This window comes from Rhodanobacter ginsengisoli, from assembly GCF_042657065.1.
Lineage (GTDB): Bacteria > Pseudomonadota > Gammaproteobacteria > Xanthomonadales > Rhodanobacteraceae > Rhodanobacter > Rhodanobacter ginsengisoli.
The window spans coordinates 1,026,225-1,047,507 of the sequence record NZ_JBHSNF010000001.1 but is presented as its reverse complement, the minus strand read 5'-3'; the positions used below and the strand labels follow the sequence as shown (position 1 = coordinate 1,047,507).

Annotated in this window: 16 protein-coding genes; 3 read left to right on the top strand and 13 right to left on the bottom strand. The window is 65.5% G+C overall.

Annotated features, from left to right (window positions below):
* Nucleotides 1–2 precede the first annotated feature (2 nt).
* The 11 genes from tssM to ACFPPA_RS04585 all read right to left on the bottom strand — a co-directional run bounded on the left by tssM (nucleotide 3) and on the right by ACFPPA_RS04585 (nucleotide 16,495).
* Nucleotides 3–3,536, bottom strand: coding sequence for a type VI secretion system membrane subunit TssM (gene tssM / locus ACFPPA_RS04635; protein ID WP_377317710.1), 3,534 nt, complete (start codon nucleotides 3,534–3,536; stop codon nucleotides 3–5).
* A gap of 5 nt (nucleotides 3,537–3,541) precedes the next feature.
* On the bottom strand, nucleotides 3,542–4,912 hold the full coding sequence (icmH, locus tag ACFPPA_RS04630; protein WP_377317708.1) for a type IVB secretion system protein IcmH/DotU: 1,371 nt from the start codon (nucleotides 4,910–4,912) through the stop codon (nucleotides 3,542–3,544).
* A gap of 4 nt (nucleotides 4,913–4,916) precedes the next feature.
* Nucleotides 4,917–6,254: a type VI secretion system baseplate subunit TssK gene (gene tssK, locus ACFPPA_RS04625; RefSeq protein ID WP_377317706.1), complete on the bottom strand. Its 1,338-nt coding sequence runs from the start codon at nucleotides 6,252–6,254 to the stop codon at nucleotides 4,917–4,919.
* A gap of 128 nt (nucleotides 6,255–6,382) precedes the next feature.
* Entirely contained in the window at nucleotides 6,383–7,738 is a 1,356-nt protein-coding gene (gene tagH, locus ACFPPA_RS04620) for a type VI secretion system-associated FHA domain protein TagH (RefSeq protein ID WP_377317704.1), read from the bottom strand.
* Nucleotides 7,739–8,015: 277 nt separating this feature from the next.
* A complete protein-coding gene (locus tag ACFPPA_RS04615; RefSeq protein WP_377317702.1) occupies nucleotides 8,016–8,564 on the bottom strand; it encodes a DUF6931 family protein in 549 nt (182 codons plus the stop codon).
* 16 nt (nucleotides 8,565–8,580) lie between these two features.
* On the bottom strand, nucleotides 8,581–10,569 hold the full coding sequence (locus ACFPPA_RS04610; RefSeq protein ID WP_377317700.1) for a type VI secretion system Vgr family protein: 1,989 nt from the start codon (nucleotides 10,567–10,569) through the stop codon (nucleotides 8,581–8,583).
* A 219-nt stretch (nucleotides 10,570–10,788) separates the two neighbouring features.
* Nucleotides 10,789–12,105, bottom strand: a complete 1,317-nt coding sequence (locus tag ACFPPA_RS04605) for a tetratricopeptide repeat protein (RefSeq protein WP_377319452.1) — start codon at nucleotides 12,103–12,105, stop codon at nucleotides 10,789–10,791.
* Nucleotides 12,106–12,292: 187 nt separating this feature from the next.
* The gene (locus ACFPPA_RS04600; RefSeq protein WP_377317698.1) at nucleotides 12,293–12,580 is read right to left on the bottom strand and encodes a PAAR domain-containing protein; all 288 of its coding nucleotides are present in this window, start codon (nucleotides 12,578–12,580) and stop codon (nucleotides 12,293–12,295) included.
* 133 nt (nucleotides 12,581–12,713) lie between these two features.
* A complete protein-coding gene (locus ACFPPA_RS04595; RefSeq protein ID WP_377317696.1) occupies nucleotides 12,714–14,285 on the bottom strand; it encodes a glucosyltransferase domain-containing protein in 1,572 nt (523 codons plus the stop codon).
* A gap of 253 nt (nucleotides 14,286–14,538) precedes the next feature.
* Nucleotides 14,539–15,435, bottom strand: a complete 897-nt coding sequence (locus tag ACFPPA_RS04590) for a hypothetical protein (RefSeq protein WP_377317694.1) — start codon at nucleotides 15,433–15,435, stop codon at nucleotides 14,539–14,541.
* Complete coding sequence (locus tag ACFPPA_RS04585) at nucleotides 15,428–16,495, bottom strand: peptidogalycan biosysnthesis protein (RefSeq protein WP_377317692.1); 1,068 nt, start codon at nucleotides 16,493–16,495, stop codon at nucleotides 15,428–15,430. The genes ACFPPA_RS04590 and ACFPPA_RS04585 overlap by 8 nt, the downstream gene beginning before the upstream one ends.
* A 68-nt stretch (nucleotides 16,496–16,563) precedes the next feature.
* Here ACFPPA_RS04585 and ACFPPA_RS04580 point away from each other — a divergent pair, with 68 nt between their 5' ends.
* Both ACFPPA_RS04580 and ACFPPA_RS04575 read left to right on the top strand, forming a co-directional pair.
* A complete protein-coding gene (locus ACFPPA_RS04580) occupies nucleotides 16,564–16,836 on the top strand; it encodes an acyl carrier protein (protein WP_377317690.1) in 273 nt (90 codons plus the stop codon).
* On the top strand, nucleotides 16,836–18,068 hold the full coding sequence (locus tag ACFPPA_RS04575; protein ID WP_377317688.1) for a beta-ketoacyl-[acyl-carrier-protein] synthase family protein: 1,233 nt from the start codon (nucleotides 16,836–16,838) through the stop codon (nucleotides 18,066–18,068). The genes ACFPPA_RS04580 and ACFPPA_RS04575 overlap by 1 nt, the downstream gene beginning before the upstream one ends.
* A gap of 83 nt (nucleotides 18,069–18,151) precedes the next feature.
* Here the strand turns inward: ACFPPA_RS04575 and ACFPPA_RS04570 are convergent, their stop codons facing one another.
* Both ACFPPA_RS04570 and ACFPPA_RS04565 read right to left on the bottom strand, forming a co-directional pair.
* Nucleotides 18,152–19,552, bottom strand: coding sequence for an aspartate aminotransferase family protein (locus tag ACFPPA_RS04570; RefSeq protein WP_377317686.1), 1,401 nt, complete (start codon nucleotides 19,550–19,552; stop codon nucleotides 18,152–18,154).
* Between the two features lie 53 nt (nucleotides 19,553–19,605).
* On the bottom strand, nucleotides 19,606–20,301 hold the full coding sequence (locus tag ACFPPA_RS04565) for an MtnX-like HAD-IB family phosphatase (protein ID WP_377319451.1): 696 nt from the start codon (nucleotides 20,299–20,301) through the stop codon (nucleotides 19,606–19,608).
* 137 nt (nucleotides 20,302–20,438) lie between these two features.
* Here ACFPPA_RS04565 and ACFPPA_RS04560 point away from each other — a divergent pair, with 137 nt between their 5' ends.
* Nucleotides 20,439–21,227, top strand: coding sequence for a MipA/OmpV family protein (locus ACFPPA_RS04560; RefSeq protein WP_377317684.1), 789 nt, complete (start codon nucleotides 20,439–20,441; stop codon nucleotides 21,225–21,227).
* Nucleotides 21,228–21,283: the final 56 nt, after the last annotated feature.

Sequence of the window (21,283 nt, the reverse complement as noted above, 5' to 3'; positions counted from 1 at the left end):
CGTCAGCCCCCGCACCGGAAGCTCGACAGCGCATGGCTGAGGAAGGGGTTCTTCAGGTTGTTGGCCTGGATCGTCACCTTCGCCACGCGCCCGCCGAAATTGAAACTGGCGACAAAACGGAGGTCGGACTGCTTCTGCAGGCCGGCCGCCTGCAGCGCACGGAAGAACGCCCAGTCACCACGATAGTCGAACGTGGTCAGCAACGAGCCCGCCGTGTCATAGGCGGAAATCGACACGCGGCCCGGCGCCGGACCCGGCCACTTCATCGTCACGTTGGTCGGACCGCCGGGCTGGTATTCGTACTTCTGGCCATCGACGTCGATCACCAGCTTGCCGATGGCGGGATCGAGGACCGGCGTGAGCAGGGTAAAATCGACTTCGGGCATGTTGCCGCTGCGGAAGAACATCTGCTTGATCAGGTCGGCCCCCTGCAGTTGCGCCAGCATGCCGGCCGAACCGCTGACCGCACCGGGCCCGGCTTTCCATCGCCAGTTGCGCCCGCTGGCATCGATCAGCTTGCCGACCGTCTGCGTGTAGAAGCTGTCGAAGCGACCGCCGTAGCCGAACATCTCACCGAAGTTCTGCAACGGAATCTCGTTGTTGCTGGACGGCGAGAACGGGTAGCGGCCGCGGGTGAACTCGGCACAGTCCTTCGCCACTGCCTGCTGGTACTGATCGTCGAGCGCCCCCTTGGTACCGCTGGCCACCAGCGCCTGGCTCTTGCCGGTAAGCGCGGCGAACCAGCCGGAGGCCGGCGGCGGCAATTGCGCCGCCGCCTGTTGCGCCATCAGCAATTGCGGGTTGGGTTGCCCTGCGGTGGAGCTGAAATCCCCCATGGTCAGCAGGGTTCTGCTGAGACCGTCGAGTACCTTCAGCGTCTGGTCGATCGGTGCCGCGCCCGGCGCACCTTCGCTGAGCTGGTTGATCTGCTCGAAGTGATCGCTGATCACCTGCCCCGGCTTCTCGGTCGCCGGGTCGGCCGCGCCGGAGCCATCGCCGGCGCCGGCCTGGGCCAGCGCACGGGCCAGCGCAGTCTGCGTGGCCCGCTTCTGCGCCAGCTTCTTCGCCACGTCCTCGGCCTTGTCCGCGCCATCGGCCGGTGGCGCGCGCATCAGGTCGCTGGTGTTGTCGCGAACCACCTTCAACAGCAGCTTCATCGGCGAATTCGGGCCGGCGAGCTTGGCCGCGATGGCGCTGGCATCCTGGATGTTGTTGATCGGCTGCAACTCCAGATCGGCCAGAATCGCGTCCCATGCCTTGATGTAATCCTGCTCATACAGCGCCAGCACCTGCTGTGCCAGGCGAGCCTTCTGCAGCGAGTCGATCTTGGCCGCACCGAACACCCAGTCATCCGCGGCGAATTTCGTCACCGCCTGCTCGATGCCCTTGTCGACCTCGTTCTTGAACGCGGGCTGGGTGAACAGCGCCGGCAGCGGCTCGGACAATGGCGCACCGCTCCTGCGTCGGTACACGTTGCCGAGCAGGCCGAGTTCCTTGTCCAGTCGCAGCGGCGGATAGGCGCCGCTGTCGGCGGTCAGCTTGAGGTTGCCGTAGATCAGGGTCGGCAGATCCGCGGTACGCAGCGTATTGCGTGCCTGCTCCACCAGGTTGCTGTCCAGGGTCAGCGCGCGCAGACGCCCCTCGTGCGCCACCAGTGCATCGAAGTGCTTGGTGAGTGCTTTCTGCAGCACCACGTCGTTCGGAAACAGCCGACGCCATTCGATGCCGGCCAGGGCCACGATTTCGTCGTGGTCGAGATGCCTGGGTTCGCCCAGCATCAGATAACCCTTCAGGTAGTAGTACAGCATCTGCGGGTCGGCGGCATTCGCGGCCAGACCGGCACGGAACTGCGAGGCGACACCGGGCAACAGGATGCCGTTGAGCTCACGGAAGTACGCGTTGCTCACCTCGTCGCCGACCGCATTGCCCTGATACAGGCCAAAACGCATCGACAGCGGCACATCGCCCTTGTGCTGTTCGGCAACGTCCACCGCAGCGGAGAGCGCTTCCAGCCGCTGCAGCACCAGCGCGAAATACGCCTGCTGGTTCGGCGCCAGAGAAAGGTCGCTCTGCGCCGGGTATTTCTGCAGTGCGGCCTGTACTTGCGCCAGATAATTGCCGTTGCGCCGGTAACTGCTGGCCAGTCCGAAAATCAGCAGGCCGCACACCAGCAGCACGCCGATGTAGGACGCCGCCTGCAGCAGGATCTTCTGCCGCTCCAGTTTTGGATTGGTCCCGGCAAAACCGGACTCCTTGAACAGCACGTGCCTGAGCAGGCGCTCGACGAAGAACGTGCGGCTCTGCGCCCCCGGCACGTGCAGGCGCGAGGCATCCAGACCGAACGTGCGCGCGACCGCCCCCATCATGCGGTCGATCGGCGTGCCTTCCTGCGTACCGGAGGTGAAATACGCGCCACGCAGCAACAGCGGCGCATCGTACTGGTGCCCCGTGAACACGCCTTCGACGAACTGCCGGGTGATCTCGCGCAGCGCACCGAGCTGCTGCGGGAACGACAGGATCGCCGCACGCCGGCTGCGGTCGCGCTCGCCATGCAGCCGATCGAGGATGCGCGTATTCAGCCGCTCGAGCAGCAGGTTGAATTCGTCGATGAACTGCTTCGCCGCCGTGCCGTCCATGGTCTTGTCGACCGGGAACGACATGCCCCAGACCTGGCTGCGCAATTCCGGATTGAGGTCGTCGAAGAATTCCGTGAAGCCGGCGACGAGGTCGCACTTGGTGAACACCAGGTAGGCCGGCACACCGATGCGCAGATGCTTGGCCAGTTCGTCCAGGCGTTGGCGGATCGCGACGATGTGCTGCTGCCGGCCGTTGGCGTCCAGGGTCAGCAGGTCGGACAGGCTCATCGCGACGATCACGCCATTGATGGGCCGGCGCTTGCGGTACTTGCGCAGCAGGTTGAGGAATTCCTCCCACGCCGAGGCATCGGCACCGCGGTCGGAATCCTGGGTGGTGTAGCGACCAGCGGTGTCGAGGAACACGGCCTCGTCGGTAAACCACCAGTCGCAATTGCGGGTGCCGCCGACGCCGCGAATCGCTTCCTTGCCGAACTTGTTCGACAGCGGAAAATTCAGGCCCGAATTCTGCAGCAGCGTGCTCTTGCCGGAACCCGGCGGGCCGATCACCACATACCACGGCAGCGCGTACAGATTGGTGCCGCCGCTGCGGTTCTTGCGCAGCGTTTCGACCGCTTCCTGGAAGCGCCCCTGCAACTGGGCCCGCTCGTTGGAGGAACGCTCGTTGCGCTCGCCGCCACCGGCGGATTCGCCCTGGTCGCTCAGTTCGCTCGCCATCTGGCGGGTCTTGCCGCGCACCCGCATCTGCTGGACCTGCAGCCAGACTGCCCAGATCACCAGGATCACGATGATCAACAGCAACCGTGCGATCGGACTGGCCAGCGGCTGCGACTCACCGAAGCCGAGGTAGGGACCGCCAAACCAGATCAGCAACGACAGCAGCAACAGGCCGACGAGAGTGATGAACAGGCGGGATTTGAACAGCGCAAGAAGCTTGCCCACGATGTTCAGTCCTCCGGGCTGTAAAGGATTTCGACGCGGCGGTTGCGCGCGCGATTGGCCGGCAGGTCGGGCGGCAGCGCGATCGGTTGCGATGCTCCTGCCCCGCTGGATTCCAGCCTGCCGGGGTTGTCGATGCCCTGACTCAGGATTTGCAGCACCGCACGCGCCCGTTCGGCCGACAATGCGTAGTTGTCCTTGAATCGCAACGAATGCACCGGCTGGTCGTCGGTATGGCCGACCACGATCACCCGCCCCGGCACCTGGTTCAGCGCCGCGGTAATCGCGTGCAGCATCGGAATCTGGCGCGCGGAAACCTCGGTGCCGCCGGAGGCGAACATGGCGGTCGCATTGAGTCGCACCAGTGCCGATCCGTCCGGCTTTTCGTCCACGGTCAGCGCACCGGCCTGCTCCTGCGGAGCCAGCAGCTGCTTCAGGCTCTTGCGCTCGACCTTCGGCTGCGCCTGCCGGAGTCGCGACTCGTCCGGCGGCACGGCGCCCTTGAGCCCGATCTGCGCGACCTGCGCGCTGACCGGCGAGGAAAGCTCGTTCAGTCGCGTATAGAAATACAGGAAGGCCCCGAGCAACAGGCAGGCGCCGGCTGCCACGATCACCCACAGCGGCACGTAGCGGACCAGCGGGTTGCGCCGGTCCTCGATGCCCTTCCAGTGCGGCGCCAGCTCGTCCGCCGCCGGGGCACGCTGCGCCTTGATCCGGCGATACAGCTCCTCCTGGATATCAGCCAGTTTTGCGCGGCCGTCGGCCTCGATCTGATAACGCCCGCCGAAGCCCAGGGCGAGGCAGATGTACATCAGCTCGATCAGATCGATGTGGCGCGAAAAGTCCGCGCACAGGCGATCGAGGATGACGAAGAACTTCTCGCCGCCGTAGGACTCGCCGTGGAACACCACCAGCAGCGTCTTCGCCGCCCAGCCGCTCTGGCCGCCCCATGGCGTGTTCATCACCGCTTCGTCCAGGGTCGCGCACAGCACGTAGCGCGCCGCGGTGATCGTCTGCGCCGCGATGCCGGCTGCCTGGGCGTTGCTCTCGAACTGGCGCACCTGTGCGATCACCTGGTCGCGCAGGTGAGCGGCATCCGGCTGCGACACGCTGTTGCGCAACTGCACCGCCAGCAGCAGCAATGGACTGGCCGCCTGGACCAGCGCGTTCAATCCGCCGCCGAGAAAATCGCTGATCGCCGCCGTCGGCACGGCGTCGGCACGCGGCGCCGGGCCACGCGGCTGCGCGACGGCCGGTTTCGGAGCGGCTGCCGCAGACGGGGGCGGTGCGGCGGGTGTCGCCCCGGAGCGCGGCCGGACTACCGTCGCGTCGCGCAGGGGATCGTCGTCGTTGGGGCCCTTGGGACCGTTGCTGCTCATGCGCTCAACCTCTGATCGCCCACAGTTGCAGGTCGAGACCGGCGAACTCGCCACCGAAATGGAAGGCGATGCCGCCGGACGTCTTCAGCGCCCGCCACATCGGCGAATTCTTGTCGAACTCGAAATACAGGTAGCCGGAGTTGTACGGGATCTGGCGCGGCGCCACCGGCATCGGCGTGACCGGAATGCCCGGCAATTGCAGGTTCACCAGGTCGCGGATCTTCTCCACCGGACCGATCTTCGACTGCGCCGGCAACTGTCGCCGCAGGTCCTCGGACTTGAGATCGGCCTTGGCCGCCAGCACGAAGGCAGCGGTGTCGATCAGGCTCAGGTCCGGCACCACGGCAACCCACACGCCGAATTTGCGCTGCTGCAGCGGGATCGGGATCGCGGTCTGCTCCATCACCGCGCTCAGGCTGTTGCGCAGCGCCACGATCAGCGGCTCGAAGCTTTCGTACAGCGCCTCGTGCCGATACGGCGGAAACGCCGGCGGGCGCTTGCCGGCCACGGTGAAGGTGGACAACTCGCCGGCCATGCCGGCCAGCACCCGGTAGAAATCCTCTGGATGCAGGATCGGCGCCGCAGCCAGATGTGCGATCAGTGGCTGGTAGCGGTTCACCACCTGCAGCAGCAGGAAATCGGCGATTTCGGCCGCGCCACCGCGATCGGTCACTGCCACCCGGCTGGCCAGCGCCTCGCCGCGCTGATGCAGCAGGCCCAGCAATTCGGTGAGGAATGTCGTCAGGCGCGGTGCCGCATGGCAGCTCAGCGCCGTCGGCATGAAGGATTCCTCGAGGATGACGCGTCGGTCGGAGCGGCACTCGACGATCCGTGCCAGCGGAATCTGGGCCAGGCCTTCCAGCGGCTGCGACTGCGGCAACAGACGGCTGTTGAGTCCCCCCACTTCCAGCGGGGTCAGCCCGTCGACGCTGCCGGAGGCATCGCGCACCTCTGTTTCCCGTACCCGGAAGCGAAACAGTTTCTCGGCCGGCGCGTCGGGGCGACCGCTGTCGGGCTGGGCCGGCGAGCGCAACGGCAGGGTGAGAAAGACGGTCTGGTCGCGCCAGTTGCCGTCGACCTCCAGCGCCAGAGGCAAGGGATCGTCGCCCGGCATCGAGAAAGGCGTGCCATCCGGGAACACGCCCCGCGCGCGCTTGATGCCCAGTTTGCCGATGGCCAGCAGATCGGTCTCGAGTTCCAGCTCCGAGAAGCCCCAGGTGTAGGGACGCAGGCTGCCGGCGCGCAGTTCGACGAAACGTTCGAGGTAACGTTCCTGCTGTTGCAGATGCTGGGGACGAAGGAATAGTCCTTCGCTCCAGACGACCTTGTTGTTATCCGTCATGCGTCGCGCCCGCCCCTGTGAGAATTTCATCCGGCTGCGCTGCCGGGTATTCCGGCGTCGACGGCATGCGGCCTGCCAACGCGTCCCTTGGATGTTTCCTTCCTGCGACTACAGCGCCCCCCGGCGCCCTAGTGATGTTTCGACTGCTGCATTCTCCGCGCCGATTTCAGGCGTGACAACTGTTCTTCATAGGCTCGCGCGAACTCGTCACCGAACAGCCGGCGAAAGCATTCGTCGGGATCCCGTGACAGCCCGTCGAAATGTTCCCGGTACCTTTCCCAGTACTTGCCCTTGCCGGCGAAGGCCGAACGCTTCGAGCCGCCATCCGCCTCCTGCTCGAAACGGTCGGGATTGAAATGCACCAACAGCGATTCGAACGCCGCCCGCACTCCCGCAAGCATGGCCATCTGGTGGCAACGGATATCGTCGAAGGCATCCTGGAACGCCGCCGTGCCGGACATGAAAGCGCCATTCGACGGCGCCATGATTTTCTGCAGCGCCTCGTCCGGTGTCGGTGCGAATTTCAACGGGTTGTTTTCGGAACGCTGGATGATCGTGACCGGCAACCGGAACGTATTCTTGATCTCGGCGCGCGCACGCAGGACATCCATGACCCCGTCGACCACGACACGGAATATCTCGTCCACGTCCGGTGGCAGTGTGGTGCCTGCGATGGCCACCGCAGCCGACGCCGCGACGGGTCGTTGTGCCGGCACCGGAGCCTGTGCCGGCTGGCCGGACACCGAGCTCGACGAGGCGGGTGGCGACGAGAAGTCGCCCATCGTCAGGTCCCAGTTCTCCGGGAGGGCGTCCGGCTGCCGCTGATCGATGGTCATCGGCGGACGGAAATAATCTTCCGTGCTCGCCGAATGATTCCAATTGGAACTGGCATTGCCGGTGGTGGCACCGGACAGGAGTCCGGACGAGGTACCGGCCGGCCCCAGAAAACTCAGCGGATCGAGCTCGCTACCGGTGCTCTTGCCGATGCTGTCGGGAATCAGCTCCGCGTCCATCGGAATGGCAGCCGATGGCTGACCGGGCGCGGCACGCGGAGTCGAATCAAGCAGTCCGAAGTCCAGCGGGTCCAGCGACATGGCGGCCGAACCGGCTGCCGGCGCCCTTGCCGCCGCGGGCTCAAGCAGATCGGGCATCGCCGACGCGGCACCGGCATCCTGCAGACGAACCTCCACTTCGAAGGTATCGATCAGCAAGCGGTCGCCATCCTTCAGCGCGGAGGGATCGCCCTTGACCAGCGGCGCGTCATTCAGAAGCATGCCGTTGGTACTGCGGTCCTCGATGAAATACATGCCATTGAGGAAGCGGATCATCGCGTGCACGCGAGACACCCCCGAGGCGCTCAGCACCCAGTCGCAGTCCTCCGAACGACCGATGCTTCCGCCAGCGGCCTCGAACTTCCTGCTGCTACGGCTGCCGAATTGGGCAGCCTGATGGCCAGCGACTGCAAGGATCAGGGTCTGCGACATCGGCACGCTCTTGTTTCCCCTTGCAACAATCAGCCAACCAGGACGGTGACGGATGAATCACCGCTACACATGCAATCAGCCGGGCATCCCGAAAATTCCAGCCTGACCGATCGTTCACGAACGATGGAACCGCCCGCCGTTCGGCATGGCTGCCCATAACGACGAAATCCCACATCGAGGCCGACGGACCACTCGGCAATACACCCCGGAACTACCCCTCGCCATCGTATCGTCCATCCCGTTGCCGGGCAAGCCGCGGAAGCCCGCTGCGAGCGTCTCAGGTGCCGCCCGTGGCGGAACCTCCGGCGTTGAGCAGATTCAGTGCCGGCTCGATGAAACTGGCGCGCCGGGCCTCGAATTTGTCAATCACCAGGGCCGCCAGCATGTTGATCGCTGCCACCACCGCGCAGGCGGTCAGGTGATCCGCGGGTGGAACGGCGGTCTCCTGCGAAGCCGGCGCCAGACTGCCCCCGGACCACCCCGCCGCCGCCGCGACCCACGCACCTGCCGATTTGTAGCCGCCCGCGCTGGCGAACTCGAATGCTGCCCGCCGGTTGCTTTCGTTCGGCTCACGCACCCATTTTTCGGCGAGCGAGGCGCCCGCCTTGTCCTCGGGATCCAGCACCTGGTCACGCGCACACTGGCACAACCAGGCCACCGCATAGCGCTTGGGCAGCAGCCGGGCGAGCAGTTTCAGCGCGTCCTGCACCTGGCCGGCGCCGACCAGCGTCTGCACCGCCGTCTGAGCCGTCATGTCCGGCTTGAGCAGGGCACTGGCCGGTTCGGACAGTTCCATCTGGATTGACGCTTGCATGATTGCTGACATCGACGCGTTCTCCCGCCTACCCGATCATGATGATGCCGCCGGACAACTGCGCCATGCCGTCGCCCTTCAGCATCAGCACGCTCCCTTTGACCGTCGTCATGCCACTGGAAGACACCTCCATCATGGCGTCGGAATGCACCTTCATCGGCGCACCCGAGGTGACGTCCATCGTCGCGCCAGCCTTGAGCGCCATCGTTGCGTCGCCGTTGATCTTGATGGTGACGCCCTTGATCTCGATCGTGCCGTCGCTCTTCATCACGAGGCTGGACGCTCCCGTAACCAGCTGGATCTCGGTGCCGGCGCTGAGCTTGAATTTCTGTCCGATCGTGCTGGTCGCGTTCTGGGTGACGTCGAGCTTGTCGTCGTTGCCCACGGTCAGCTTGCGATCATGCTTGATGTTTTCGGTCTGATCGTTCTTGATGTTGACCGTTTCATCGTGATCGATGTCCACGAAGTGGTCGTTCTCCACCTCCTCGCGCATGTCCTTCTGCGCATGCAGGAACAGCTCCTCGCTGCCCTTCTTGTCCTCGAAGCGGATTTCGTTGAAATCCTCTGCGGCACCGCCCTCATGGCTGCGGCTCTTGATGCCGCTCTGCGTCTTGTTGTCAGGCAGGGTGTACGGCGGCATGTTGTCCGCGTTGTAGACGCTGCCGATCACCAGCGGCCGATCCGGATCGCCCTCGAGGAAACTGATCACCACTTCCTGGCCGACGCGGGGAATATGCACCGCGCCCCAGTTCTTGCCGGCCCAGGAGGAAGCCACCCTGACCGGACAGGAAATGTGCGCGTTCTTCTTGTCCGGCTTGTTCCAGTGAAACGTCACCTGGATGCGCCCGTACTTGTCCACGGAAATGTCTTCGGCGGTCTCGCTGCCGGCCACCACGGCTGTCTGCAGGCCCACGATCATCGGCTTCACCGCGGTCGGCATGGTGCGGAACGGCTGCCGGCTCCGGATCACCGAAAAATTGCAGAAGAACTGTTCGCCATCCTGCTGCCCGGAAGTGCCCTGGGCACTCTCGATGTGCACCGTCGACCCGGTGACCAGGTATTCCTGATTCAGTTCGTTGCGCGGAAATTTCGCCAGCTTGAACAGCGCACCGGTCAGCAGGCCGCTGGCATTGGTCGCACCCGAGCATTGCGACTGCGGCACGTTGATCGCCTCGAGGCGAACCTGCGCATAGTGCTTGCCGGCATCGCTCAACTCGTGATCCCCGGGGAAGTCGAACGATTCGAGACCGGGCACCGGATGGTTGTCATCCGCGTTGCTGATCGTCTCGACGCCAAGCAGGGAGGTCTTCGGCTTGAGCGGGTCGTAGTCGGTCAGGGAGTACTTGGTTGTCTGCACCGAACGCGCCGACGCGAAATCGGTGACCGCCACTTCCGTTGCCGCACGGCTTCCCGCCGTCTGGGGCCGATAGGGCAGTTCGGCGAATCCGCTGGTCGTGGCATGCGCGCCGAGCGAGTCCGCCAGCACCATGGTATGCACGCCATCCGTGTGCTGGAAGAAATAGTAGATGCCTTCCTGTTCCATCAGGCGACTGATGAAATTGAAATAATCCTCGCGATACTGCACGCAGTATTCCCGCGCGGCGTAGCTCCCGCTGAGACTCACCCTGACGTCGCCGTAGCCGATTTCCGCCAGTACGCTTTTCACGATGTCGGGAACCGACATGTTGGTGTAGATGCGGCAATCCACCTTGTGCAGCAACAGCCATGCCTTGGGCACCAGCGTCACCGAATACTCGGCGTGACGCTGGTCGCCGAAGCTGTCAAATCCGGTCTGCGATATTTCCGAGACGATGCCGTTGAAATGACGTTTGTAGTTGTCTGCCTCGAACGTCACCGTCATCGAGCTGCCGAGCAGACCGAGCAACTTGATCTCGCCGTCCTTGCTGAGCAGCTTCAGCTGGTACGAAAACAGCCTGCCAAGCTGCTCGCTGCCCGACAGGCTTGCGGGCAGCAGTTTGTCACCGAGGTCTGACTTCAGTGTCATTCGATGCGTCATACAAATCTCCCCAGCGAGCCCGCGATTGCGGCCTTGCGATCCTGTCTGTTTACCATATCCACATCACTTGCGGGAGGCCCACTCGCCGCCTGTGCGCTGTCGATCCGCCCATGGGAGAAGTATTTCCCGTGGCCAGATCCTTGCCCCGATGTCGTTGAACCCGGCACCGATCGACGGCGCCGGATCGGCACCGGTCCCGCTTGCCGGTCGCGGCCACCCTCACTCACTGCCCGGCGGCCTGCGCCGCGCCAGCACCACCCATCCAGCCACCGGCTTGCCCACCTCCTTGCGCAACGACGAGGTCGCGATATTCACCCGGCCGAAGCCGACCGCGGCCAGCACCCGTTCCACGTGGCGGCGGGTATGACGATAACGTCCGCTGGATGACAATTCGACGCGATCCCCGTCACCCTCCATCGCCTCCAGCGTGAACGCGACCCAGCCACCAGGCCGCAGCGTCGCATGTGCGGCCGACAATATTGGCAGCAGATCACCGAAATAGACCAGGGTGTCGGCGGACAGCACCACATCCCACGCCCCCGGATTGGCCTGCAGGTAGGCGGTGAGCTCGGCCACCACCAGCTCGTCGTAGCCGCCGCGCTGGCGCGCCTTCTCGACCATGCCGCCGGAAAGATCCACACCGCCCAGTCGCCGCGCATGCGGCCTGATCAACGGACCGCACAGCCCCGTCCCGCAGCCGGCATCGAGCACGTCCAGCACACCGGCGGGAGGATCGAGTACGGCGTTCAATGCGTCCACCAGGATCCGGGGAGCACGGTAGTCGAGATTCTTCAGCAGCTGCTCATCGAAACTTTCGGCGAATCCGTCGAACACATTGCGAACATAGTCATCGTCCGCCCGTGGCGGCGCCGTCTCACCGCCGCAGGCGGCGAGCATGTGCCGCGGCACCGGGTTGGATGGCTCGCGCACGAGCCAGTCACGATAGACCCCGATCGCCTCGTCGCGACGTCCGAGCATGTACAGCGCGACGCCCAGCGCATCGAGCGCGCGCACATTCGCGCCGTCGCAGCGAACGGCATTCCGGAAACACACCACCGCCTGCTCCACGTCCTCGATGGTGCGTACGTGGCTGCGCAGGTACATCCCCATCAGGTAGTGCGCACGCGCCAGTTGCGGTGCCTGCGCCAGCAGGGCGGCATAGGCCTCGAACGCCTCGTCCGGCCGCTGCCTTGCCTCCAGCACCAGCGCCAGGTTGCTCAAGGCATCGTGTTGCTGCGCATTGCACGCCAGCGCGCTGCGATAGCAGGTCTCGGCCTCGACGAGGTTTCCGGTTTCCTTGTGGATGTTGCCCAGGTTGTTGTGCGCATCGGCATGTTGCGGAGTCGCCCGCAAGGCCATCCGGATCAGCCTGATGCCCTCGTCGCTGCGACTGCGCTGATGACACAACACACCCAGAAAATGCAGGGCATCGGCCTGCCCGGCCTGCATCTGCAGCGTCCTGCGGTAGAGCATCTCCGCGGTATCCAGCTGACCGCCCCGATGCGCCTCGATCGCGCTGCCCAGCAGCGCGCGCACGGCGTGGGCCGCATCGCCGGCCGAATGGTGCTTGCGCCGGGCGCGACTGGACGAGGCCCGCTTCAAGCGCGCGTCCGGCGACAAGCCATGGTTCGTCCGCCCTGCACCATCATCTCCCCTCCCCTGCAACGCCGGGTTCCCCCACCCGACCGGCACCCCCGCGCCGACCGGTTTTCCGTGAGCGCTGCTAGCTGATGATCACCGTGGGGCAACCGAGCACGATGGTTCCGCCGTGCGCGGTCGAATCACCCATGCGGGCCGCCGGCAGTCCGCCGATGAGGACCTTGACGGACCCCATCGCAATCACATCCGGCGGCCCCACGCACACCGCCATGTCACTGACCCGCGCGGCTGGCAGCCCGCCGATCAGCACCTTGACCGCCCCGGGCGGCAGGATGGGCCCGCCCACGTGGGGAACGATACCGGTCACCATCGGACAGACGTGCATGTCGGTGATCCTGGCGGCTGGAGGCATGCTGGCGGTTCCGATGAAGTGTGGATACTGATCGTCGGCAGATACTACGCCGGTTGCCGACGCGGGGTCACCCCGTTCCCGGTCACCCCGATCGAACCCTGATCGGCGGCCCCCGGGTCGCCGGCGCCGGAATTCAGGCGGACTCCGGCTGGCCGGCCGGACGGCCTCGCGGAACACCACAGATGGGCGACGGCTCGGGGCGAAACCGCACTACCGCCACATCGCCTACCAGGAACAGTCGATACGCCGCCGTGATCGCCGCAGGCGGCATCCCGCAAGCACCGCGAACGATGGATGCACTGCGGTCCCATGCTTCGGTATGCCCTCCGTGCAAGGGGTCGACCAGGTCGGGCATGTAATACATCAGGAAACCCCGGGTGGCGAACGCATTGCCGTCGGTCAGGTAGACCGGCGTCAGCGCCCTCACGACGGGCAGCTGATCCCCGGCGTGCGCGGCCAGCGGCGCGTAGCCGGCGGAGCCGTCGACAATCAGGCTGTGCACCGGATGCCCGGCCTGCATCACGGCCAGATCATCGACCAGACGCGCGGCGATACGCTCCTCATAGGCCTTCTGCGCGCCCATGGCATTGCCATAGGCGCTGGCTACCACACCCATGCCGAGGGCGAGCATGATGCCTGCCGCATGGCTCCAGCCATCGGAGCGCCGCCAGCGACGCAGCGCCGTCAGCATCACCACGAGCCCGGCGCTGAGCAGCGCCCCCAGGCCCATCAGCACGCGCGGCTCGATCTCCGGCTTGCGCAGCAGCAGCATCGGGCCGAGCGCGCAGACCATGCCCGCCAACGGCATCAGCACGCTGGCAACGACCAGCAGCGGTGTGACCCAGCGCGGTTCCAGCGCCCGCCGCCCCAGCGCATGGCGCACGCCGACGATCACCGGAACCGCCGCCAGCACAACCAGCAGCGGACCGAAATACAGCCACCAGTGGCCATTGAAACCGGCGATCACGAAAGCGTAGAAATCGACGAAATTCTGCAGCAGCACCGGCAACTCGCGCCAGCCGTGAATCGTCTCGGCCTGATGCCGCACCCATCCGCTGATGTGGATGCCCACCACCAGTTCATAGATCAGCATGCCCACGACCACCTGCAGCAGCCGCATCCCCGCCGTACCCGCCAGTTCGCGGGCAGATGCGTTGCGCAACTGCAGCAGCACCAGGTCCAGCAGCACGAACACCAGATACAGATTGATGGCCGGCTGGTACAGGTTGAGGCAGCCAAACAAGGCCAGCACGCCCAGCCACCAGCCGCGCCGTCCGGTCGCCGGCCGCAGGATGGGCAGCAGGGCCAGCAGCATCGCCAGGCACATGCTCAGGGCGTCGAACTTGTAGGAAAGATTCTCCAGGAAGAACGGCTGCGCACCCAGCGGAAAGGCGACCAATGCCGCCAGCCACGCCGGACCGACCGCGTAGCGTCGCGCGAGCAGGACGCCGATCCATGCCAGCAAGCCGATGGCAGCGATCTGGGTGAGCGGCGAGATATCCACCATCGCGTGGTCGTAGCACTGCAGCACGCGCATCAGCAGGGTGGTGAGCGGTCGCCCGTTGGAGTCCCAGCCGGCGCGGCCGATCAACGCCCGTTTCAGGTCGTCGTTGTAGGGCCGGTCGGCGCGCAGGATCGGATACAGGATCAGTGCGTACAGTCCCAGCAGGATGCCGAACACGTCCCGCCCACGGGGCGTAGCCATGGCGATGGAATCCTGCGGCATGTCAGGCGGCTTTGGCGATACCAAGGGATGGCTCCTTGCGGCGATGGCAACGGCACGGTCGAGGAAGACGGCCGATACGCAGATGGTGGCGGGTGCCAGCCGCCTACGCGGTCATGGCTTGCATGCGCTACTCACGAAGCGTTTTCGACCGCGAACTGATGGGCGATCATAATCCATGAAGCAGGCGGACAGTCCGCGGATGCCCTCGACGCGGGTGGCCGCGGGAGACCTTTCATGCCCCGCCGGAACTACCGGAGCGCGCGGTAATCGCCTCCAGCAATTGGAGGTTCAGCGCATGCTGCTGCGCTTGCCAGTCGGCCAGCATCGCCGGATCGATCTCGGGCTGTTCGTCCATCGCCGACAGCCGGCGTTTCCACCAGCTCCGGTAGCGGTAGTGCGACACCTCGCCGTTGATGTCGCTGCCGACCAGGCCACGGCGCAGGCAGTCGATCAGTGCCAGCGCGTGCCCGGTCAGCAACCGGCCCTGGTCCCAGTTGGTATGCGCCACCTCGGCGGCAAACGCATCCTTGTCGATCGACAGGTAGCTGGGCAGGATCTGCGTGCGCTGCGACTCGACGAACGCGTCGACCAGCGCCGCGGGCGTATCGAAACTGCGGAACGCGTGCGCCAGCCCGAACGGTCGCGCCCAGCCGGTGTCCACGCCCATGCTCCAGTAGGTCAGTTTCCGCCGCAACAGCGGGGTGAGGTAGTTCTCCCACGCATGCCTGCCGCCGATGTCGCTCGACGTGATGCCCAGCACGTGCACGTGGCTGACCTGCGGCAGCATGGCGACCTTGCGCACCCACGAGCCGCAATGCACGCCGAAGGGAAAGCGCATGTTGTCGGGGTGGTTGTCCAGCACCACGACCTGGAACGGCGTCTTCGTCTGCAGCCGGGCGATCAGGGGCCAGCTCAGATGGTGGAAGTCGCCGCTGCCGGTGAACACCGTGCCGTACTCGGCCGGCAGCAATTCGTCGAGCATGTGGCGGAAGCGCCGCATCACGGCCAGCGAGCAGCCGAAGCGGATCGACTCCTGCCAGTGTTCCAGCGGCAGCACCAGCCGGCGCGGCAGCGCACCGACCGAACGGTCGATGTCGAGCACGACGGGCCGGTTGGCCAGCTCATTCATCGGAGGCCTCCGCCGCCTGCCACTGGCGATCGCTCTCGAAATGACGGCCCAGCCGGCGCAGCAACATGCGCAGCAGCGGATTGCGGGCGTATACCGCGTGGCGGGTGAAGGTCATGCTCGCTCCGAGAAAGGATTTGACCTGTGGATCGGTCCAGCCGGCCACGTAATGGGTGAGTCCGCGCTGGCGCGCATAGTCCAGATTGTGCATCCAGCTGACGAAATACAGATTGTGTTCGCGCGCCTGCGGGTAGGCGAAGCCGACGTACTTGTCGATCAGCTTGCCAGCGTGCTCGTAGCACAGGTTCCAGCCGATCATCTCACCTGCATGCCGATAGACGAACACGATGCCGCCGCTGTTTCCGTCCTGCAGCACGGCGCGGAAAAACGCCGCGCCCAGCCGGTCGAAATGGATTTCGCTCTGCTCGTAGACGTTGTCGAACAGGGCCTGGAACGTCGCCAGCGTCGATTCGTCGCTGAAGCGCGGATCGCCGGTGGGCACCGCCTCGATATCAAGCTGCGCACGCGAACGCAGCTTGCGCCGGATGTTCTTCCGGCGGCCTGAGGACAGCCGCGCCAGATACTCGTCGCCGGAGGCAAAGTCGATCGGCACCCAGGCCAGCGCCTGCCCCTCGAGCAGCACGTAGCCCTGAGCCTCGCAGGCGCTGGCGAACTCCCGCGCATAGGTGTTCGCCTGCTCGTCCAACAAGGGCGAATCCTGCGCGATGTCCTTGACGATCAGCAGCCGGCATTCCCGCCCGTAGGCGAGCTTCAGCCCCTGCGCCAGCGCCGCCGGCGCGACCGTCGGGGGCAGCGGCGCGTACTCGGAGACGGTGGTGCCGGCGAAACGCGTACGCCAGCGCAGCGCGCGCCCCCACCAGCGGTATCCCGGCAGGCGGGTGAGCCGGCGACGCAACGCCTCGTCCGCGGTGGTCAGCAGGTCGAACGGTGCGACAAAGCAGGGCATGCCCTGCGGCGACCGCTCCACCGCGAAACCCAGCGGGGGATGCTGCATGAACGCCCCGAGCAGGGCATCCGGTTCCAGTTGTTCGATGAAAGGCATGAGTAAGCAAATCTGCCTAGACTTGATGGGGCATAACACTGTCGTGTGCAGCCAGGAGTCCACTCGTCATGAACGATACAACCCAGCAGCAGGTATTCGAGATCATCGCCAAGCAGGCCAAGATCGACCTGGCCACCGTCAAACCCGAGTCCACGCTGAAGGATCTGGGTGTCGCATCGCTGGAGGCGATCGAGCTGATCTTCGACATCGAGGAACATTTCAACATCAATTTCCCGGACCAGCAGGGTGCCAACTTCGACAGCGACACGGTACAGAGTCTGGTCGACGCCGTGCAGAAGGCGCTCGACGACAAGGCTGCCGCGGGTGAAGGATCGAACTGATGCAGACCAATTCGAAGCGCCGTGTCGTGATCACCGGCATGGGCGCGATCAGCCCGCTCGGCGTAGGTGCCGAGGCACTGTGGCAGGGCCTGCGCGAAGGCCGCAGCGGCATCGGCCCGCTGCGCCACCCGGATGCGGATCGACTGCGCGTGAAGATCGCCGCCCAGGTGCCGGCCAGCTTCAACCCGGCGGCAAACATCGACGAGCGCACGTTGCCCATGCTCGACCGCACCTCGGAATTCGCGCTGCATGCGGCGCGCGAGGCGATCGCGCAATCCGGCATTGACTTCAGCCGGCCCGAACTCGGCCTGCGCACCGCGGTGGTCGTCGGTACCGGGGTCGGCGGTGAAACCACCCAGGACGAACAGAGCCGGCGGCTGTACGCGGAGAATGCGCAGCGTGTGCATCCCCTTTCCATCGTGCGCCTGATGACGAATGCCTCGGCCAGCCAGATCAGCATTGCCTATGGCCTGCGTGGCCCGACCTTTGCGGTCGCCAGCGCCTGTGCCTCGGCCAACCACGCGATCATCCAGGCCGCGCAGATGATCCGTTACGGCATGGCCGATGCGGCCGTCACCGGCGGCACCGAAGCCTGCATCACCTACGGGGCGATGCGTGCGTGGGAAGCGATGCGCGTGCTGGCCGACGACACCTGCCGGCCGTTCAGCGCGAACCGTCGCGGCCTGGTGCTCGGCGAGGGTGCCGGCATCTTCGTGCTGGAGTTGCTCGAACATGCGCAGGCGCGCGGCGCGATCATCCTGGCCGAACTGGCCGGCAGCGGCATGACCGCCGACGCCACCGATATCGTGATGCCGAGTGCGGACGGCGCATCCGCCGCGATGAGCCAGGCTCTGGCGGACGCCGGACTGGCGCCGGAGGACATCGACTACATCAACGCGCACGGCACCGGCACACTGGCCAACGACGTTACCGAGACCCGGTCGATTCGCCTCGCCTTCGGTGCGCACGCCGACCGTCTGGCGGTGTCCTCGACCAAGTCGATGCACGGCCACGCCCTGGGTGCCTCCGGTGCGCTGGAACTGGTCGCCGTCGTCGGCGCCCTGCGCGATGGCGTGGTGCCACCCACGGCGAACCTGGACCAGGTCGATCCGGCCTGCGACCTCGATTACGTACCGAACACGGCCCGCGAGATGCCGGTGCGCGCCGCGCTGAGCAACTCGTTCGCCTTCGGCGGGCTCAATGCGGTGCTGGCACTCAAGCGCGCACCCTGACGACATTTCACACGGCGACAAACAAGGAAACCCGGCGAGCGATCGCCGGGTTCCTCTTGCGCGTGGCCCACGCGCGACCGACATCAGCCCTTCTTGGCTTTGGTCAGCAACTGGTCGAGCAGGCTGATCGCCAGGTCGATCTCCTCGTGGGTGATCTCCAGTGACGGCGCGAACGTGATCACGTTCTTGTACCAGCCGCCCACGTCGAGCACGAGGCCGATCTTCTTGCCGTTGTGCTCCAGATCGCCGGCCAGGCCGATGTCGACCATCTTGTCCAGCAACGCCTTGTTCGGCGTGAAGCCGTCGTCGGTGCAGATCTCCGCGCGCAGGGCCAGGCCCAGGCCATCGACGTCGCCAATTTCCTTGTGCCGCTTCTGCAGGTCGCGCAGCCCCTCGAGGAAATGCGCGCCCTTCAACGGCACGGTGCGCTCGTAGTCCAGCTCGTAACCCATCTTGATCACTTCCAGGCCCAGCGCGGTGCCCAGCGGGTTCGAGTTGAACGTGCTGTGGGTCGAACCCGGCGGGAACACGGTCGGGTTGATCAGCTCCTCGCGCGCCCACAGGCCGGACAACGGATTCAGGCCGTTGGTCAGCGCCTTGCCGAACACCACGATGTCCGGCGTCACGCCGAAATGCTCGATCGACCACAGCTTGCCGGTGCGCCAGAAGCCCATCTGGATCTCGTCAGACACCATCAGGATGCCGTACTGGTCGAGTACCTTCTTCAGGCCCTTGAAGAAGCCCATCGGCGGGATCACGTAACCGCCGGTGCCCTGGATCGGCTCGACGTAGAACGCGGCGTATTCGCACTGGTTCGTCTTCGGGTCCCACACGCCGTTGTATTCGGTCTCGAACAGGCGCTCGAACTGGCGCACGCAGGCGTCGGAATACTCCTCCGCCGACATGCCCTTGGGGCGGCGAAACGGGTACGGGAACGGCAGGAACATCGCGCGCTCGCCGAAGTGGCCGAAGCGGCGACGGTAGCGGTAGCTGGAGGTGATCGACGAGGCGCCCAGCGTACGGCCGTGGTAACCGCCCTCGAACGCGAACATCAGGCTCTTGCCGTTGCTGGCGTTGCGCACGATCTTCAGCGAATCCTCGATCGCCTGGGCGCCGCCGACGTTGAAATGCACGCGACCGTCCAGACCGAACTTCTTCTTCGCATCCAGCGCCACCGCCTTGGCCAGCTCGATGCGGGTCTGGTGCAGGTACTGGCTCGCCACCTGCGGCAGCCGGTCGATCTGTTCTTTCAGCACGTTGTTGAGGCGCTTGTTTCCGTAGCCGAAGTTGACCGCCGAGTACCACATCTGCAGGTCGAGGAACGGCGTGCCGGCGGTGTCGAACATGTAGCTGCCTTCGCCGTGACGAAAGATCTTCGGCGGGTCCACGTAGTGCACGGTGTCGCCGAAGGAACTGTACTTGGCCTCGTCGGCGAGCAGTTGCGCGTCGTCGATGAAGCCGGCGGCGTTCTTGTCGATTTTCATGTTGTGATCCGGGAGGGGATTTGCGGAAGGGGTAGCGGTAGAGCCGGTCAGGCTCAGGCAGTGACCGGTTCGTGATGGGTATGGCTGACCAGGCTGCCGTCGAGCAGTTTCGGCAGGAACTCGAGGGCATCCTCGAAGCCGGTGATCGGCACGTAGTCGATGCCGGCAGCGCGGCAATGCTCGATCAGGCGGTGCTTGGCGAACACGAAATCGACGCGGTCGGCGGCGCAGAAATCCGAGGCGCCGTCGCCGATCAGCAAGGTCTTCGCGCCCGTGGTACGGGCCTGCGCCACACAGGCGCACTTGCAGGTACCGCTGCGGCAACCGTCGGCCTGGAACGGCGAGGTCAGCTGCCACTGCTTCGGCGGCTCGGCCGGCGCCAGGTGGTTGGCGGCCAGTGGCAGGTCGTCCAGGCCGTAGCGACCGAGGATCTGGTGGATCGCGACATCGAGCCCGTCGCTGACCACGCGGATCGGCACGTTCAGCTCCCGCGCCCTGGCGACGAAGCCCGGAAACGCATGATCGATCCAGAGCCCGGCCAGGTGGCTGTCGAGTTCCGCACGGGTCATCTTCAGCAGGTCGACCTGCCCGGCCATGCACTCGCGCGAGCCGATCAGGCCGGCGCGCCAATCCTGTTCCAGCACCTCCCAGCCCGGCCGCCCGAAGCGGTCGAGCAGCGAGTCGATCACGTCCTCGACGGAAATGGTGCCGTCAAAATCACACAGGATGGTCCAGCCAGACAACGACATCGACAGTTCACTCAAGTGACAATGGCTTGCAGGTTAGAAAGCCTGTCTTTCGGCGCCCTTTCCCTTCGCCGAACGGCGGCTGAGCGAAACATCTTTCGGCCCACCGCGTCACACCGACAACACCTATGCTGCTGCCCATGATCCAAGCGCGATACCTCACCCTGCCCCACCCACGCCTGCTGCTCATGGCATGCCTGCTGTGGCCGATCACCGGCATGGCCGGTACCGGCGGGTCTCCCATACTGGCGATCGGTGCCGGCATGCAGCGTCTGCCCAGCTGGTCCGGTGCGGGCGATCAGCGCAGCGAGCCCTTCCCGTACGTGGACATCGAACTGCCCGGACACGGCAGCCTCTCCACCCTGGACGGCCTGCAGGTCGACCTGATCCAGGGTGGCGTCCTGCACGGCGGCGTCTATGGCAACTACCAGTGGGGCCGCCAACGTGACGACCTCGGCACGCTGGCCGGCAAGATCGCCGCATTGCCGCCGCGGATCAATCTGGGCGGCTATCTGGAGTGGCAACTCACCCGCCGGCTCGATCTGGGCGGCAACCTCAGCCACGACATCAACGGGGCCGGCGCCTACCTCAAGCTCTACGCCGAATGGGACCTGCCCTCGATCCGGCCGTTGCAGCATTCGCTGCAGCTGAGCTGGCAGGCGATGAACGGCGCCGCGATGAACCGCTTCTTCGGCATCAGCCCCGCCCAGGCCGGCGCGCTGGACGTACCCGCATGGCAACCCGGCGCCGGCAGCCAGCTCGCCGCGCTCGAATACGACCTGTTCCTGCCAACCGGCAAACACACCGGCTTCGCCCTCTCCCTGGCCTACGGACGCCTGCTCGGCGCCGCCGGCAACAGCCCGCTGGTAAAACAGTTCGGCTCCCCCTCCCAATGGAGCGAGTCACTCGCCTTCATCTATCACCGCTGAGGAGGAGAGTCGGGAACGACGTCGTTGCCTGGCAATAACGGCTTCCGACCCATTTC

Bases quoted from the DNA above. Each gene is read 5' to 3' on its own strand.
- tagH (WP_377317704.1), bottom strand. From the start codon at position 7,738: ATGTCGCAGACCCTGATCCTTGCAGTCGCTGGCCATCAGGCTGCCCAA.
- ACFPPA_RS04580 (WP_377317690.1), top strand. From the start codon at position 16,564: ATGAACGATACAACCCAGCAGCAGGTATTCGAGATCATCGCCAAGCAG.
- ACFPPA_RS04575 (WP_377317688.1), top strand. From the start codon at position 16,836: ATGCAGACCAATTCGAAGCGCCGTGTCGTGATCACCGGCATGGGCGCG.
- ACFPPA_RS04560 (WP_377317684.1), top strand. From the start codon at position 20,439: ATGATCCAAGCGCGATACCTCACCCTGCCCCACCCACGCCTGCTGCTC.
- ACFPPA_RS04585 (WP_377317692.1), bottom strand. From the start codon at position 16,495: ATGCCTTTCATCGAACAACTGGAACCGGATGCCCTGCTCGGGGCGTTC.
- ACFPPA_RS04610 (WP_377317700.1), bottom strand. From the start codon at position 10,569: ATGACGCATCGAATGACACTGAAGTCAGACCTCGGTGACAAACTGCTG.
- icmH (WP_377317708.1), bottom strand. From the start codon at position 4,912: ATGAGCAGCAACGGTCCCAAGGGCCCCAACGACGACGATCCCCTGCGC.
- ACFPPA_RS04615 (WP_377317702.1), bottom strand. From the start codon at position 8,564: ATGTCAGCAATCATGCAAGCGTCAATCCAGATGGAACTGTCCGAACCG.
- ACFPPA_RS04570 (WP_377317686.1), bottom strand. From the start codon at position 19,552: ATGAAAATCGACAAGAACGCCGCCGGCTTCATCGACGACGCGCAACTG.
- ACFPPA_RS04595 (WP_377317696.1), bottom strand. From the start codon at position 14,285: ATGGCTACGCCCCGTGGGCGGGACGTGTTCGGCATCCTGCTGGGACTG.
- ACFPPA_RS04600 (WP_377317698.1), bottom strand. From the start codon at position 12,580: ATGCCTCCAGCCGCCAGGATCACCGACATGCACGTCTGTCCGATGGTG.
- ACFPPA_RS04590 (WP_377317694.1), bottom strand. From the start codon at position 15,435: ATGAATGAGCTGGCCAACCGGCCCGTCGTGCTCGACATCGACCGTTCG.
- ACFPPA_RS04565 (WP_377319451.1), bottom strand. From the start codon at position 20,301: ATGTCGTTGTCTGGCTGGACCATCCTGTGTGATTTTGACGGCACCATT.
- tssK (WP_377317706.1), bottom strand. From the start codon at position 6,254: ATGACGGATAACAACAAGGTCGTCTGGAGCGAAGGACTATTCCTTCGT.